The following is a 16543-nucleotide window of genomic DNA, read 5'->3' on the forward strand; positions in this document are numbered from 1 at the left end:
GGTTGCACTCTATGAAATTTATAAGTTTAGGACTGATACAAAATATCTCTCAAACTCTCATATCTCCGCGCCCTCTGCGCCTCTGTGGTTCGTTTATTTTCTGTACTCAACATTCATCTCAAAGGAATATATGATTTTCACCGAAACCGCACTCAAAGACGCATTCATTATTGATTTAGAAGAAAAACCAGACCACCGTGGTTTTTTTGCTCGGTCTTTCTGCGCTCAAGAATTTGAAGCACACGGATTAAAGCCAATAGTTGCTCAATGTAACCTCTCTTTTAACTACAAAAAAGGCACTATCCGGGGAATGCACTATCAAATTCTGCCAGCAGGAGAAACGAAATTAATTCGCTGTACTAAAGGCGCAATCTATGACGTAATTATTGATATGCGTCCTGAATCTCCCAGCTTTTTATCACACATCGGTGTAGAATTAACTCCAGAAAACCGCCGCGCCTTGTATGTTCCAGAAATGTTTGCTCACGGCTATCAAGCACTCACAGATGAGACTGAAGTCGTATATCAAGTGGGTGAATTTTACACGCCAGGGTATGAAAGAGGTTTACGCTATGACGACTCATTCTTTAATATTGATTGGCCTCTAGATGTGACTGAAATATCTGAGAAAGATTTAAATTGGCCTTTGTTGAGAATGATGACTGTTGGCGGTACAACTTCCAGATAACTATAGGCTCTTTATCTGCGTCTTTAGTGAGAGTAAAATAATTAATTTAGGTAGAAATAAATGCCAAATAATATTCTATCTCGTGTCGGTAATACTATCTCTTTTGTCTCCAAAAAACTCCAAGCTCGCATCAATTACGCTAAGACCTTACAGGTTGTTTCCCTAAAGCCTAAACAGCCTTCCAAAGGAAATGTACTTCTTTCTTATCGGATTGAACCATTCCTCATAAAACCAGGTGAGCCTATCCCCAATGACCAGAGTTGGAACTGGGAATGTCTACTAATCGCCCAAACTTTTTTAGACATGGGCTATAACGTTGATGTTATCCAATTCCACAATGATAAATTCGTTCCTCAAAAAGACTATGCATTTTTCATTGATATCCGTCATCGTTTAGAAGCGCTTGCACCAAAACTGAATAAAGATTGCATCAAAATCTTCCATATCGACATTGCTAATATGGTGTTCCGCAATGCAGCTGAATGCAACAGACTTCTAGAACTCCAACAACGCCGAGGAATTACCTTACGTCCACAGCGATTTGAAACGCCCAACTTGGGAATTGAATATGCCGATTACGGTACCGTATTGGGCAACAATTTCACAGTTGATACATTCAAATATGCCAACAAACCAATGTATCGTATTCCCATTTCTTCGTCACTCGTTTATCCTTCTCCCGACGAGAAAGACTTTGAAGCGGTAAGAAAGAATTTTATATGGTTTGGTGGTAGTGCTTTAGTTCTCAAAGGATTAGACTTGGTTTTAGATGCCTTTGCCCAAATGCCGGAATACCATTTAACAGTTTGTGGCCCGGTAAGTAATGACAAAGAGTTTGAGCAAGCTTTCTATAAAGAATTATACGAAACACCCAACATTCATACCTATGGTTGGATTGATGTTAGCAGCCCTGACTTTTTAAAGATTACAAATAATTGTTTGGGACTTGTTTATCCTTCCGTTTCTGAGGGACAAGCAGGAGCAGTAATAACTAGCTTACAAGCCGGATTAATTCCGATTTTAAGCTACGAATCTGGTGTAGATGTTTATGATTTTGGTGTGATTTTTGATAATCTTTCCCTTGAAGAAATTAAGGCGAAAGTTAGAAGTATTTCCAATTTGCCTGTTGAAGACCTAAAGCTGATGTCTCGGAAGGCATGGGAATATGCAAGAGCAAATCATACCAAAGAAAAGTTTGCCGAAGCCTACAGAAATGCTGTGGAGCAAATTATCGAAAATCATAGCCAGAAAAAACAGACTGGTTCGATAGCATCTAGCAAACAGCTAGTTCTTAGCCCTGGCGATTAGAAATCGCGGCTACAGAAACAAAGTCCACCTCCGTGGACTAATCAAAATTAAGGGTTTCAAACCCGCGCAGGCGGGTTTTGCCTGTGTAGCTGCGACTTCTAGTCGCTTGGTGCAAGATGTCGCTAATCTCAATTCCCGATGAAAATCTACTTAATATTAAGTTGTAACAAATTATTAAGTGCAAAATTATCGAGATTTGTATCACAATAAACAGTTCCAAAAAGGAGTTTAGTTCATGATTATTATCGATCGCGCCTTACAAGCCCGTGCAGCAGCAGGCAATCCCATCAAAGTGGGAATGATTGGGGCTGGTTTTATGGGTCGAGGAATTGCCAACCAAATTGTCAATTCAGTGCCAGGAATGGAGTTAGTTGCTATCTCCAATCGTAAGATTGAGGCAGCCAAGCAAGCTTATTCGGAAGCCGGAATTGAGGAGATTCAAGTTGTTGCAACTGTCAGCGAATTAGAAGATGCGATCGCTAACGGTAAATATGCAGTCACGGAAGACGCTAAGTTACTGTGTCGCGCTGAGGGCATCGATGCACTAATCGAAGTCACAGGTGCAGTGGAATTTGGCGCTCAGATCGTCATGGAAGCGATCGCCCATTGCAAACATGTGATCATGATGAATGCCGAACTCGATGGCACCATTGGCCCCATTCTGAAAGTGTATGCCGACAAAGCAGGCGTCATCCTCAGCGCTTGTGATGGCGATCAGCCAGGGGTACAAATGAACCTTTACCGCTTTGTAAAAAGCATTGGTTTAACTCCCTTATTGTGCGGTAACATTAAAGGACTTCAAGACCCCTATCGCAATCCCACCACCCAGGAAGGATTTGCTAAACGTTGGGGTCAAAAGCCTCACATGGTGGCTAGCTTTGCCGACGGAACCAAAATTTCCTTTGAACAAGCGATCGTTGCCAATGCCACAGGCATGAAAGTCGCCAAACGGGGAATGTTGGGATATGACTTCAATGGTTATGTCGATGAAATGACCCAGTTATATGATGTTGAACAACTCAAGGAACTGGGCGGCATTGTCGATTATGTAGTTGGAGCAAAACCTGGCCCAGGCGTATATGTATTTGCCACTCACGACGACCCCAAGCAACGCCACTATCTCAACTTATACAAATTAGGCGAAGGCCCTCTTTACAGCTTCTATACTCCTTATCACCTCTGTCATTTTGAAGTTCCCTTGTCCGTAGCGCGTGCTGTCCTATTCGGTGATGCCGTTATGTCTCCACTCGCAGGCCCGCTAGTAGATGTTATCACCACCGCCAAAATCGACCTGAAAGCAGGAGAAACCTTAGATGGCATCGGCTACTACATGACCTACGGACAATGTGAAAATTCCGATATTGTCCAACAGCAAAATCTCTTACCAATTGGTTTAGCTGAAGGGTGTCGCCTAAAACGAGATATTTCTAAGGATCAAGTCCTCACATACGAGGATGTAGAATTACCTGAAGGCAGACTCTGCGACCAACTCCGAACTGAGCAAAACACTTATTTCGCTCCCGAAAAAATCTTGGTAGCAGTTGGGTAATATCGGTTTCAAAAATATTTGCACCAAATGAATTGGCTGTAGGGGCGTAGAGTCAGGGCGAACAGAATTCGCGGCTACACAAACGAAGTCCGCCTGCGCGGACTAATACAAAATCAAGGGTTCTTAACCCACAGAGGTGGGTTTTGCTTGTGTAGACGCGGTTTCTAACCGCCGATTTAACTGCGAGACACTAAAGTTGTTGATAGTAACTTGCTGGGGAGCGTTGAAACAAACCTGATCGAAACTTTAGGTCAAATTCATGAAAATTGCTCTAGTCCATGATTATTTAACCCAGCGAGGTGGGGCAGAGCGTGTGTTTGAACTGCTTTGTAAACGCTATCCCGAAGCAGATATTTTCACATCTTTGTACGATCCACAAAAAACTATTGATCTAGGCGATCGCATAGTTAATACAACTTTCTTGCAAAAGATTCCCTATGCAGCAAAATATTTCAGGTCGATGGCTCCTCTATATTTTCCTGCCTTTCGTGCCTTGGATCTGCAAGACTACGATTTAATTATTAGCAGTAGCACCAGCTTCGCCAAAGCAGTGCGAAAAAATCCCAATGCCCACCACATTTGTTTTTGCCATAATGTCACCCGTTTCTTATGGGATACAACAACTTATTTAAGAGAGTACGGAGACTATAGATATTTTGCTCCTTTAATCGAACAAGTGTTCCAAGTAATGAGAAAGGTAGACCTGAAATATGCACAGGAACCTGACCTTTACATTGCTAATTCTAGTGTTGTTGCCCGCCGTATTGAAAATATTTATGGCAAAAAGGCAATGATGGTAAACTATCCAATTGATACTAGTAAATTTCTTTTCTCAGATATAAAAGATGAATATTATCTGGCCTCAGCCCGGATGATTAGTTATAAGCGTCTTGATATAATAGTGGAAGCTTTCAATTGGCTAGGATGGCGGTTATTAATATCAGGTGACGGGCCAGAACAAGCACGGTTAAAATCTAAAGCATTACAAAATATTGAGTTCTTGGGACACGTAAGTGATAGAACCCGCAAAGACTTGTTTTCCAAAGCCAAGTCTATTATTGTCGCAGCCCTAGAAGACTACGGATTAGTTCCAGTAGAGGCTAATGCTAGCGGCACACCAGTCATCGCCTATGGAGCAGGTGGAGTATTAGATACTCAAATATCAGGTGAAACAGGAGTCTTTTTCAAAAGGCAAACACCCGAATCTTTACAAGTTGCATTACTAGAAGCCAAGGGCATTTCTTGGGATTACGATCGCATCCGTAATCATGCAGTAGCAAACTTTTCAGAGAAGGCATTCTTTGGGAAAGTTGAGCAAATTATTAATCAAGCTTGTGGCGTGCATCAATTATTCATTTGATTTCTGAATCTCTTTCCACTATAAGATTACCTATTTATTTTCTCTCCTCTTGGCGGGTTGTTAAAAAAAATAGGTATTCTTCGGAGAATCTCTTAGCGTAAATCTCGAAGACAAGGATAATAAAAGTGGTTCAAACTAGTCTAAATCCTCAGATAACTCCAGCTTCTGAAAGTGAAGTAGGTTACGGTCAATTGTTTGCCGTATTTGTGAGGAGATTTCCTTGGTTCTTAGCAGTATTAATTAGTTCTATTGCTCTTGCAGGCATGGTAACTTTTAAGACAAAACCTACTTATAAAAGTTCAATGCAACTGCTAGTAGAACCTAACTATCAAGGTAAGACAGAAGGTGCTGGGTTAGACAACCAGTTTACTGACTCGAATGTGGTCATAGATACTGCCACCCAGCTTAACTTGATGCAGAGTTCGGGACTTATCCAAAAAGCAGTTAATAAACTTCAGTCTGATTATCCAGATATAAGTTCAACTGAAATCAAAGCTTCTTTGGTCTTAACTCAATTAAGGAGCAAAGAAGATAATGTCGCTACTAAAATATTTCAAGTTGAATACACTGCTGGAGATCCAGAAAAGACACAAAAAGTTCTGGGTGCAATTCGACAAGTTTATGTGGAATATAACAAAGAACAACAGAATTCGCGTTTGCAAAAAGGTCTGCAAATTATCAGGGAACAGTTAAGTAAAGCCAGTGAAGAAGTAAACGCATCTGAGACAAATTTACAAAGGTTTCGGAGAAATCAGAACTTAATTGATCCAGAGTCACAGGCCAAAGCGATTGAGACAGCTTTGAATAATATTGCCCAAGAAAGACAGACAACTCGCGCTCAATATGGGGAAGCTTTGGCACGCCAAAAATCTTTGGAAGAACAACTTAACCGTTCTCCCCAGAATGCTCTAGTTGCTTCTCGTCTGAGTCAGTCTACTCGCTATCAAGGCTTACTGAACGAAATCCAAAAAACCGAACTAGCACTAGCACAAGAACGCTTACGCTTTACAGATCAAACTCCAAGTGTGCAAAAGCTCAAAGAACAGCTTCAGAGCCAGAAGGAATTATTGCAACAAGAGGTAGGAAGAACTTTAGGCGGACAGCCTACTGGTGGAGTTACTTCTGGAGATTCTCTTCTTGAACGAGGACAGCTTGGGCAAATTGATCTTAGCCTTGCTGGTCAGCTAGTGGAAACCCAGACCACTATAGTTGCTTTAACTGCTCGCGATCAAACTTTGGCTCAGAAAGAAAACGAACTGCGTCTTGAAATTAAACGCTTCCCACCTCTGTTAGCTTATTACAATCGGATGCTACCGCAGTTGCAATTTAGTCGTGAAAGATTAGAGCAGCTTTTAAGAGCAGAACAGCAATTGCGGCAAGAACTTTCCAAGGGTGGATTTAATTGGGAAGTTGTAGAAGAACCTCAAAAAGGCGCACAATTAGGCCCCAATCTTCAGCAGAATTTGCTGTTAGGTGCTGTGGTTGGGTTCATGTTAGGAGGCATTGCTGCCTTTATTCGGGAATCGGCTGATGATGCAGTTCACACCACTGCTGAATTAGAGAAGCAAATGGCCATGCCGTTGTTGGGAACAACTCCCAAGTTACCACCAGCCAAACCCAAAGAATCAATGATCAAATTGCCTTTTGGTAAGCCAGAAGTTCTTTCCCCTTGGACAATTCAGGTATTGCAATCTCCACCACGTTGGGAATCGCTGGATCTGATTTACAAAAACATTGAACTTTTAAATACTGTTACTAACTTGAAATCTTTGATGATCACCTCAGCTTTACCTGATGAGGGTAAGTCAGCTTTGGCCTTGGGTTTGGCAATGAGTGCTGCTCGTTTACACAAAAGGGTGTTGCTAATTGATGCCAATTTACGCGATCCTAGTCTGCATGAACAACTGAATCTTCCTAATGAGCAGGGGCTTTCAACTCTATTGGCGAGTGATGCAACTCTACCCAACCAAATTAGTTTTCAATACTCAGGTTCCGCCTACATCGATATTCTGACTGCTGGGCCAAAACCTGCTGATCCAGCTAATCTGTTGAGTTCCCCTCGGATGATGCAATTGATGGCAGCATTTGAGGAAAACTACGATTTGGTACTCATAGATGCTCCCCCAGTTCTTGGCTTGGTCGATGCCATGCTTACCGCATCATCTTGTCGTAGCGTGGTCATGGTGGCAAGCATTGGCGTTGTAACGCGAAGTCAGCTTAATCAAGCGACAGCCATGTTAAGTAAGTTAAATCTGATTGGGGTTGTAGCTAATGGGGTATCAAACTCTAGCAGTAATTACGTACCTTATATCAAACAACAGCAGTTAGCTCTGCGCCAAGCTGTAGAAAAGTAATTAGTACAGCAAGATTATAGATCCCCGACTTCTTAGAGAAGTCGGGGATCTTTCTCGTTTCTAGCCTCTGGCTGGAAATGCAGATCAAAAGCGGCTCTGCCGCGAGTCAGGGAGGCGGAGCCTCAATGAGGGGCATTCCCAGTCGGAGACTGGGAACGAGATAATAACCAAAATTTAATTTTGTTGCTATCAGGAAAAATTCAGTATATTTATGCTATCTTTATGGGTTATCAGAGAAATCACTGGCTTTTTAAAGAGTAAATAAAGAATTTATTTGAGCGATCGCTATTTCTACATAGTCTTATAATCTAGAGATTAAAGCACCTTCAAAAAGGCTAGAAGAGAACAGTGGACTGGTTTTGTTAAATCTATCGACACAATGAACACCTCAGCGTAATTAAACGTAGATATAGATTCATGGGTAATTTCCCTCTACATTTCTCTACTGTCAGTAGTTCCCGGAAAATCATAATTTACCCATGAATATTAATAGTAGCGTTACTCGTAATTAAGCATAGGGTTCAAGACTCCCAACTCTACAATTAGCTTTGTTTCAGACTGGGGTTTAGACTACATCTAATGTCATGTTCGCTTCAAGACTCATTGTTTAGGCTGACGCGGAGAGTTTTTTTAATAAGTGAATAATTACGAATTACGAATTACGAATTATTCAAACTTTTTGGACTTACAACAAGATGCGGATTTGGGTCTTTGGCATTGATAGCCTTTGATAACTCCTCAGCAATTCACTCCTGTATAATCCCAAAGACATATGACAACTTCAATAATTCCAACTCTAGAGAATTTATATGATGTAACCCAGCCACACCAAGATAATCGTGGGTACTGCACACTCTATTGGCGACGGGGTAAGCTGTTGGTGAAGCCGCTTGGACGAGTTCAACAACCATATCTAGCCTCATTAGATAGTAAGCGATCGCTAGTAGAATGCTTAGAACATTCTCCTGTAAGTCTGGTAAGCATAGATCCAAAATTGGGTGAGGCTTTGCTCAAGTTTTGGGCAGAAGCATGTGAAGAAGCTCAAAAACCAATATTCCTAAGCATACCCGCTAGCAATAAACTGCCTAACCAACCCTTGCAGCGACTAATTGATTGGATTGCTGCTTTACTGTTGTTGCTATTAGTAAGTCCAGTCATGTTGGGATTGATTGTATTAATGCAGGTTTACTCGCCAGGGTCATTTTTTTGTCGTGAGTGGCGTGTTGGAGAACGGGGTAAACTCTTTCGGGCGATTAAGTTTTGCACGGCTGCAAATCACAACATCACACCGCTAGGGCGTTGGATGCGTAAATACAGTCTTGACAATTTACCACAGTTATTTAACGTGCTGCGAGGTGACATGAGTTTAACCGGATCTTCTTGTTGGACTTTAGAAGATGCAGTACAGCTAAATCAACTACCAGAAATTACGACTTCATGGGAAGTAGAGGCACAGTCTCACCGGTTACATCTGGATAGCCAAACACTGTAATTTATCTGTGCGGTAATTGATGATTTCATCTACCGCACTTGGGCTAAAACAAAAATTGCTCACGTAGAATCTATAGCGCAATACAGTTTAATTAAGCATTTCTCCCCTCTCTTCCTTTGCGTCCTCTGCGCCTCTGCGGTTCGTTAAAAAATTCACTTTGACAAAGAGTAAAGCCTTAACTAAACCGTATTGATCTATAGCGGTCTATCTACCTTGCCAAATTATTGTTATAAAAATCAATGCTTTTCAAACTTCCTCAACCACTCAGCAATCTGCTCAAAGCTACCAGCTTCTGGCAGGACAACTATTTGATATTGCGAGAATTTAAACACTTTCGCAAAATTGCAACTTTAGCTCTAATATTCTCGATTCTGGCAGCAACTTTTGAAGGTGTGAGCATTGGTTTCTTACTTTCCTTTTTGCAAAGCTTAACTAGTCCTAATGCTCAACCTGTCCAAACAGGAATAGACTGGTTTGATATTTGGATTTTGGGAGCTAAGACATCAGCAATTAATCGTTTGTACCGTGTATCTTTGCTGATTTTATTGAGTACTTGGTTACGTGCCACCTTCAATTATTTTTCTCAAGTCTATACTGAATTATCTCAACTACATCTTGCCGATCGCTTACGTAAGCAAATTTTTGAACAGTTACAATCCTTATCGCTAAGTTACTTTGCCAAAACTCGTTCTGGTGAACTAATTAACACAATTACCACAGAAATCGAAAGGATCAGACAGGGTTTTAGTAGCGGAGCCTTTTTAGTGACGAGAGGATTAACAACCTTTGTCTACTTAATATCAATGTTTTTGATATCATGGCAGCTAACGCTCATTTCAGCATTATTATTTACCCTTTTAGGTGTTGGATTATCTAATCTAAATGCCAGGGTGAGAGAATCAAGTTTTGGCGTGACAACTGCTAATGCTAATTTCACATCAACAGCCGTAGAATTTATTAATGGCATTCGCACTGTTCACTCCTGTGGTACTCAAGAATTTGAGCGCCAGCGTTACTACAAAGCTAGCGACAAGATAATCAGTACTACAACTAAGGTTGTCTTCACTTGGACACTTGTCAAGCCAATTGCTGAAGGGGTCGCTACTACGGTGTTGGTCGGAATGATTATTTTGGCATTCACTAGCCTGGTTACGAATGGAACGCTACAAGTTGCTTCTTTATTAACATTTTTCTTTGTGCTATTTCGTTTTATCCCTTTCGTTCAAGATATTAATGGCACAAGAGCATTTCTTAGTACTTTACAAGGTTCAGCAGACAACGTTAAAAACCTCTTAAAAAGTGAGGATAAAAATTATTTTCAGAATGGAACAATCAAGTTTAATTCTTTGAAAAGGTCAATTAATTTAGTATCTGTAGATTTTGGCTACGACGATGAAAATCTAGTGCTGCATAATATTACCCTAACCATTGAAAAGGGAAAAATGACAGCATTAGTCGGAGCATCTGGGGCTGGGAAAACAACTCTTGCTGATTTAATTCCTCGATTTTATAATACTACAGATGGATATCTTTACATTGATGAAGTTGATATACGGGAGTTTGAAATTAACTCCCTACGTCGCAAAATAGCTGTCGTTAGTCAGGATACTTTTATCTTCAATGCTAATGTTTGGCAGAATATTACTTACGGTACTTCAGAAGCCACTAATGAGGAAATTCAAGAAGCTGCTAAACTAGCGAATGCACTAGAATTTATTTTAGAAATGCCCGAAGGTTTTGATACCCAATTGGGAGATAGGGGTGTTAGATTATCTGGAGGACAAAGACAGCGAATTGCGATTGCGCGTGCTTTACTACGGAACCCAGAAATTTTGATTTTGGATGAAGCAACTAGCGCCTTAGATTCGGTATCCGAACGCTTAATTCAAGATTCATTAGAAAAGCTATCTGTTGGTAGAACAGTAATTGCGATCGCTCACCGTCTTTCTACCATTTCTAAAGCAGATAAAGTTGTAGTTTTAGAACAGGGACGGATAGTAGAGCAAGGTAAGTATCAAGAACTTCTGGAACTCAAAGGCAAGCTTTGGGAATATCACAATATGCAATACCGTAATTCGTAATAGAGCCTCCGGCACGCTACGCGAACGTAATTCGTAATTCGTAAATTACGAATTCATTACCCTGCTCAATTATTTATAGTTTTGACAAGGAAAAATAAATGGTGAATCTAGGCTACCACACTGCTAAAATTCAGGGTAAATTTAATCGCTCCCTATATAAAACAGCCGTTTCTCAGATTGTCAGCATCCCAATCAAACAAACTCGGCAAGTTCCGATAAGTGTCTATGCCTTATCATGTGAACGCGATTTGCCTGAACAAGTAGCAAGTATTCGCTCCTTCATCCGTCATGTTGGCATTCCAGATACATTCACTGTAGTTTCTGATGGCAGTTACACTGACTCTAGTTGTAATTTACTCCGCCGCATCCATCCCTGCGTTCAGGTAATACTTTTACAAAACTTCCTGAGAACGGATTTACCTCAATGTGTTCTTGATTATGCTCAACTGCATCCAATGGGCAAAAAATTGGCGGCATTAATGTCAATTCCTATTAATGGTACTACGATTTACACTGATTCAGATATTTTATTTTTTCCCGGCGGTATTGACTTAATTAATTTGAGTAACTCCAATGAAAAATACTCTCTTTATCTACCTGATTGTTCTATGTCACTAGACGAACGAATTATTTATGATGATTCTGAGAAGTCAAATCCAGTAAATGGTGGATTTATATTATTTAGGCATGAATTTGACTGGAGTTTTGCTATCGAACGTTTAGCAAATCTTCAAGAAAAACCCACTTATTTTACTGAGCAAACAATTGTGCATTTGACAATGCACCATAATCATGGTAAGCCTCTCTGCTCAAAACAATATGTTCTAAATGTAGAAGATCAGTTCATTTATCCAGATAAATTTGCTAGTAAAAAAAATGCTCTGAGGCATTATGTTAGTGATGTCAGACACAAATTTTGGTTTAATGTTGGCATATAAATCGATGATGACTAGACTCTATTTATATGAGCAATCCAACTAATAAGGACGTGAAAATAACTGGTGAATAATGCCTAAATTAATCAATAATGCCAAGCAAAACAAGAAACAATTGCACGGGGAAACTTTTGAGAAAAACCTGATTTATCAATGCTCAAATTTTGACATAGGTGGGAGCGGAGGTGTTGAAACTTATTTAGGTTCTTTGTTTGAACATCGACCACCTGATGTTAGCGATCGCGTGATAAAATCGCTTAAAAATGTTGATCAAAGCCAGTTTAAACTGCTACATATCCACAGCCCAGATTTGCTATTGCAGCTGACAGGCGAATGTCCTACGATCTTCAGCGTTCATAATCACTCATTCTACTGTCCTAGTGGCACAAAGTATTTAGCAGGGCAACGGACAATCTGCGATCGCAACTTCTCTTACTTAGGATGTACCTGGGGGAAGTTGGTAGATAAATGTGGTAGCCGTAAACCTTTAAGAAGTTTTAGAGAACTTCAAACCACTCATCAGTTTTTAGATGTATTAAAAAAGATAAAAATTACTTTCATTGCTAATAGTGAATATGTGCGGCAAGAGTTGATTAAAAACGGTGTACCCCCTGAGCAAACTGTAACGCTACACTGTGGAATCTCTGTACCGCAAATAGCAACTGCACCCCTAAGTTTAGAAGTTCACCAAAATCATAGAATTTTGTTTGCGGGACGGATTGTTTCTGATAAAGGTCTGGAATGGTTACTCAAAACCTTAATACATACAAACCCGCAAATTCAACTTGATATTGCAGGTGAAGGATGGGAACGAGCCAGCTTAGAAAAGTTAGCAAACACCCTCGGATTGAGTAACCGCATCACTTGGCATGGTTGGTGCGATCGCGATAAAATAAATAAACTTTATCAACAGTGTTTTGCAGTCATCTTTCCTAGTGTTTGGCCTGAACCTGCCGGTCTTGTAACTCTGGAAGCATACTCTCGTTATCGACCTGTAATTGGTAGTGCAGTCGGAGGTATTCCAGAACATTTACGAGATGGAGAAACGGGTATTCTTGTTCCAGCTAATGATATCAAAAAGCTGGCTGATGCCATTAATGAGTTGTATATAGATCATCAAAAAAGCCGATACATGGGCGAACAAGGTCATGCTTTATTGATGAAGGAATTTACAATGGATGCTCATGTAAATAATCTGCGAACAATTTATGCAAAAACAATCGCTGAATTTACTTCTACAGCTAAAAAATTATATAGTCTCCCTCAAGCTAAATAAGCTGACTTCCTTATCTTTCTTTGCGTACTTTGCGTACTTTGCGGTTCGTAAAAATTCTTATTTATTCTCCTGACAAGACAGAAATAGTTCACTAAAAACCTCAAATGCTGCATCTTTTATCTAGAAAAAATCAATAGAGAAAAATATGTCATTGCATCAAGAATACCAACAACCTTTAGTTAGCGTTATCATTCCCACCTATAATCGACCAGAGTATCTCAAACAAGCGATCGCTAGTGCTATAAAACAAACTTATCAAAATATTGAAATTATTATTTCTGATAATTGTAGTTCAGAAAATCCACAAGCACTTGTCGCATCTTTTGGTGATTCACGCATCAAATTTTGGCGACATCAGCAAAATGTGGGTATGTTAGCTAATCAGCAACATGGTTTCAAGATCGCACGAGGTAAATATGTTGCTAGTCTCCATGACGATGATATCTGGAATGAAGATTTTTTAGCAAAGCTTGTACCACTTCTGGAAGCAAATTCTGAGTTAATTATCGCTTTCTGCGACCAATATATCATCGATGCTAATGGCATAATTAATCATGTTGGAACTGAAGAAAATACACGCGGTTACAAGCGAGATAAACTAACACCAGGAATTCATCAACCTTTCTATAAAATTGGGTTAATAGATAAAAGTATACCGACTGCGGCGGCTTGTGTGATTCGCAATAATTTTGTGGATTGGGATATTATTCCCCCAGAAGTTGGCGGAATGTGGGATTTATATTTAACTTATCTCTGCTGTATATCTGGTTATGGCGCTTACTACTATCCAGAAAGATTGACGCGATATCGTGCCCATGAGCAAACTGATACTATGCTCAGTGGTAGTCGAGATGTGCAAGCAAAAATTCGCAAAGCTAAAAGCGAAATGTTTTGTTATCAAGTCTTTATGGAAGATTCTCGTCTACAGGAATTTAGGAGGTACTTTCAACAGAAATGGTTAGAAGCTAATACAACTTTGGGAATTGGTTTGCTACGAAGTGAACAGATAGCAACAGCGCGTCCTTATTTTTGGCAGGTATTGAAAAAACAAAAGTTTAATGTGCGAACTATAGCGGCACTTGGTCTTAGTTTTACTCCCCGATTTTTTGCAAGTAAGTTAATTAAAATATCGAAATAATATAGCGTTTCCTAATCACATGAGGTACATCATAGTCCCCTCTCGAAGAGCGGGGAGGGGGTTGGGGGTGGGGTTCACTACCTACTCGATAACCGCTATATAAGAGTATTGTCTGAGTTGTGGAAGGTATTTTTTTAACGAACCGCAAAGGACGCAAAGGACGCAAAGGGAAGAAAAAAAGATTCTCCTCCGCGTGAGCTAAATAGAATTTATGCAATAGGTTTATCATTAAGAAAGGTAGTATATGAAACTTTGTATTGTTACTCATAAAATCAAAAAAGGTGATGGTCAAGGACGGGTAAACTATGAGGTTGCGAATGAAGCAATTCGTCGTGGTCATCATCTGACATTATTAGCTAGTGAAGTCGCACCAGAACTAGAAGAAAATAGTCAAGTTAATTGGATTAGAATTCCAGTTAAAAGCTATCCTACAGAATTTGTTCGTAATTTTATATTTGCCCAAACAAGTGCAGATTGGTTGCGTAAACATCGCTCTGGCATTGATTTAGTTAAAGTCAATGGAGCAATTAATCTGGCTGCGGCTGATGTGAATGCTGTACATTTTGTCCACAGTTCATGGTTGCGATCGCCTGTTCATATTTCCCGCAATCGCCGCGATTTATATGGTTTTTACCAGTGGTTGTTTACGGCTTTTAATGCCCGTTGGGAAAAACAGGCTTTCCAAAAAGCGCAGGTTGTTGTAGCTGTATCCGAAAAGGTAGCTGAGGAATTAGTCAACATTGGTGTGCCGCGTTCTCGGATTCGGGTAATTGTCAATGGCGTTGACTTAGAAGAGTTTGCCCCTGGTGAAAGCTTTCGCCAAAAATTAGGTTTACCAGAGAATGTCATCCTAGCATTATTCGCTGGAGACATCCGCACACCCAGAAAGAATTTAGATACAGTGTTGCACGCTTTGGTGAAAGTTCCCGATTTACATCTGGCGGTGGTGGGTCATATCGAAGGTAGCCCCTTTCCTCAATTAGCGGCTTCGTTGGGGTTAAGTGAACGCGTGCATTTTCTGGGATATCGACGTGATATCCCCGAAATTATGCGGTCACTAGATTTATTTGTTTTTCCTTCCCGATACGAAGCTTGCACCCTCGTATTGTTAGAAGCACTTTCTTCAGGACTGCCAGTAATTACTGCCACAGCTACCGGAGGTGCAGAGTTGGTGACACCAGAATGTGGCATCGTCTTGCCCGACTCAGATGATATTGATGCTTTAGCTGTGGCGTTGATGTCTTTGGTGAGCGATCGCTATCTTATGCAACAGATGGGTCAAGCAGCTCGCTCTGTGGCAGAACAATATAGCTGGACTACTATGGCGCAAACTTATGTGGATCTATTCGAGGAGTTAAGCAAGAATGCGAAACACGGTTCTCATACCGACTTATCGCCGTCCACAAGACCTATCACGCTGCCTTTTGGCGCTACAGGAGCAAATTAAACCCGTTGATCAGGTGATAGTGGTTGTCCGCGATACGGATGCAGAAACTTGGCAATTTCTCGCCCAATTCAACGCACACAATTTGCCACTGCATACCGTGAAAGTGACACAACCGGGGGTAATAGCAGCTCTCAACGCCGGACTAGCAGCAGTGGAGGGCGATATTGTTTCTATTACTGACGATGATGCCGCACCTCACCCAGATTGGTTAGAGCGCATTACCGCTCACTTTATCTGCGATCGTTGCATTGGTGGTCTTGGTGGGCGTGATTGGATACACCACGGCAGCAAATTAGAAGACGAATCCCGCTTGGTAGTTGGACAGTTGCAGTGGTTTGGGCGAGTGATTGGCAACCATCACCTGGGAGTGGGAGAACCCCGCGAAGTCGATATTCTCAAAGGCGTAAACATGAGTTTTCGTACCCAAGCAATCGGGCAATTGCGCTTTGATGAGCGGATGCGCGGTACAGGAGCGCAGGTACACTTTGAAATGGCATTCACTCTGACATTAAAGCGGGCTGGTTGGAAGATAATTTATGATCCTAACGTTGCTGTTGATCACTATCCGGCACAACGTTTTGATGAAGATCAGCGAAACAACTTTAATGAAATTGCCTTTATTAATTTAGTCCATAATGAAACTTTAGTTTTATTAGAGCATTTGCCATTTATCCGTCGAATTGTATTTTTATTCTGGGCAATATTCGTGGGTACGTGCGATAGTTTGGGCTTAGTACAATGGCTGAGATTTTTACCTAGCCAAAGGCAGTTGGCGGGTAAGAAGTTGTTAGCATCCTGGCGTGGACGTTGGCAAGGATATAAACAATTCGTAATTCGTAATTCGTAATTGCAGACCGATTATTTCATTGTGAATTCCTTTCCATCCTTCAAATTTACTTATGTGTAAATCCAAAA

12 protein-coding genes are annotated in these 16543 nt (G+C 40.7%); all 12 read left to right on the top strand.

Annotated features, from left to right (window positions below; all coding sequences use genetic code 11):
- Nucleotides 1–130: 130 nt before the first annotated feature.
- A complete protein-coding gene (gene rfbC, locus V7L05_RS23130; RefSeq protein WP_335167455.1) occupies nucleotides 131–688 on the top strand; it encodes a dTDP-4-dehydrorhamnose 3,5-epimerase in 558 nt (185 codons plus the stop codon).
- A gap of 60 nt (nucleotides 689–748) precedes the next feature.
- Nucleotides 749–1996, top strand: a complete 1248-nt coding sequence (locus V7L05_RS23135) for a glycosyltransferase (protein ID WP_335167457.1) — start codon at nucleotides 749–751, stop codon at nucleotides 1994–1996.
- A 235-nt stretch (nucleotides 1997–2231) separates the two neighbouring features.
- Complete coding sequence (locus V7L05_RS23140) at nucleotides 2232–3545, top strand: NAD(P)H-dependent oxidoreductase (protein WP_335167458.1); 1314 nt, start codon at nucleotides 2232–2234, stop codon at nucleotides 3543–3545.
- 259 nt (nucleotides 3546–3804) lie between these two features.
- The gene (locus V7L05_RS23145) at nucleotides 3805–4905 is read left to right on the top strand and encodes a glycosyltransferase (RefSeq protein ID WP_335167460.1); all 1101 of its coding nucleotides are present in this window, start codon (nucleotides 3805–3807) and stop codon (nucleotides 4903–4905) included.
- 125 nt (nucleotides 4906–5030) lie between these two features.
- Nucleotides 5031–7259, top strand: a complete 2229-nt coding sequence (locus tag V7L05_RS23150; protein ID WP_335167462.1) for a GumC family protein — start codon at nucleotides 5031–5033, stop codon at nucleotides 7257–7259.
- Between the two features lie 772 nt (nucleotides 7260–8031).
- A complete protein-coding gene (hepC, locus tag V7L05_RS23155) occupies nucleotides 8032–8751 on the top strand; it encodes a heterocyst development glycosyltransferase HepC (protein ID WP_335167464.1) in 720 nt (239 codons plus the stop codon).
- A 239-nt stretch (nucleotides 8752–8990) separates the two neighbouring features.
- Nucleotides 8991–10832, top strand: coding sequence for a heterocyst formation ABC transporter subunit HepA (gene hepA, locus V7L05_RS23160; RefSeq protein WP_335167466.1), 1842 nt, complete (start codon nucleotides 8991–8993; stop codon nucleotides 10830–10832).
- A gap of 98 nt (nucleotides 10833–10930) precedes the next feature.
- Entirely contained in the window at nucleotides 10931–11770 is an 840-nt protein-coding gene (locus tag V7L05_RS23165; RefSeq protein ID WP_335167468.1) for a hypothetical protein, read from the top strand.
- 70 nt (nucleotides 11771–11840) lie between these two features.
- Nucleotides 11841–13043, top strand: coding sequence for a glycosyltransferase family 4 protein (locus V7L05_RS23170; RefSeq protein WP_335167470.1), 1203 nt, complete (start codon nucleotides 11841–11843; stop codon nucleotides 13041–13043).
- A gap of 145 nt (nucleotides 13044–13188) precedes the next feature.
- Nucleotides 13189–14181, top strand: coding sequence for a glycosyltransferase family 2 protein (locus V7L05_RS23175; protein ID WP_335167472.1), 993 nt, complete (start codon nucleotides 13189–13191; stop codon nucleotides 14179–14181).
- Nucleotides 14182–14425: 244 nt separating this feature from the next.
- On the top strand, nucleotides 14426–15628 hold the full coding sequence (locus V7L05_RS23180; RefSeq protein WP_335167474.1) for a glycosyltransferase family 4 protein: 1203 nt from the start codon (nucleotides 14426–14428) through the stop codon (nucleotides 15626–15628).
- Nucleotides 15546–16475 (top strand): glycosyltransferase family 2 protein, encoded by a 930-nt coding sequence (locus V7L05_RS23185; protein ID WP_335167477.1) that lies wholly within the window; start codon nucleotides 15546–15548, stop codon nucleotides 16473–16475. Before V7L05_RS23180 ends, V7L05_RS23185 begins: the two co-directional genes overlap by 83 nt.
- Nucleotides 16476–16543: the final 68 nt, after the last annotated feature.

Source organism: Nostoc sp. (assembly GCF_036917755.1).
Lineage (GTDB): Bacteria > Cyanobacteriota > Cyanobacteriia > Cyanobacteriales > Nostocaceae > Nostoc.

Coding starts and splice junctions, on each gene's coding strand:
- V7L05_RS23170 (WP_335167470.1), top strand. CDS start 11,841: ATGCCTAAATTAATCAATAATGCCAAGCAAAACAAGAAACAATTGCAC.
- V7L05_RS23135 (WP_335167457.1), top strand. CDS start 749: ATGCCAAATAATATTCTATCTCGTGTCGGTAATACTATCTCTTTTGTC.
- hepC (WP_335167464.1), top strand. CDS start 8,032: ATGACAACTTCAATAATTCCAACTCTAGAGAATTTATATGATGTAACC.
- V7L05_RS23175 (WP_335167472.1), top strand. CDS start 13,189: ATGTCATTGCATCAAGAATACCAACAACCTTTAGTTAGCGTTATCATT.
- rfbC (WP_335167455.1), top strand. CDS start 131: ATGATTTTCACCGAAACCGCACTCAAAGACGCATTCATTATTGATTTA.
- hepA (WP_335167466.1), top strand. CDS start 8,991: ATGCTTTTCAAACTTCCTCAACCACTCAGCAATCTGCTCAAAGCTACC.
- V7L05_RS23140 (WP_335167458.1), top strand. CDS start 2,232: ATGATTATTATCGATCGCGCCTTACAAGCCCGTGCAGCAGCAGGCAAT.
- V7L05_RS23165 (WP_335167468.1), top strand. CDS start 10,931: ATGGTGAATCTAGGCTACCACACTGCTAAAATTCAGGGTAAATTTAAT.
- V7L05_RS23185 (WP_335167477.1), top strand. CDS start 15,546: ATGCGAAACACGGTTCTCATACCGACTTATCGCCGTCCACAAGACCTA.
- V7L05_RS23145 (WP_335167460.1), top strand. CDS start 3,805: ATGAAAATTGCTCTAGTCCATGATTATTTAACCCAGCGAGGTGGGGCA.
- V7L05_RS23180 (WP_335167474.1), top strand. CDS start 14,426: ATGAAACTTTGTATTGTTACTCATAAAATCAAAAAAGGTGATGGTCAA.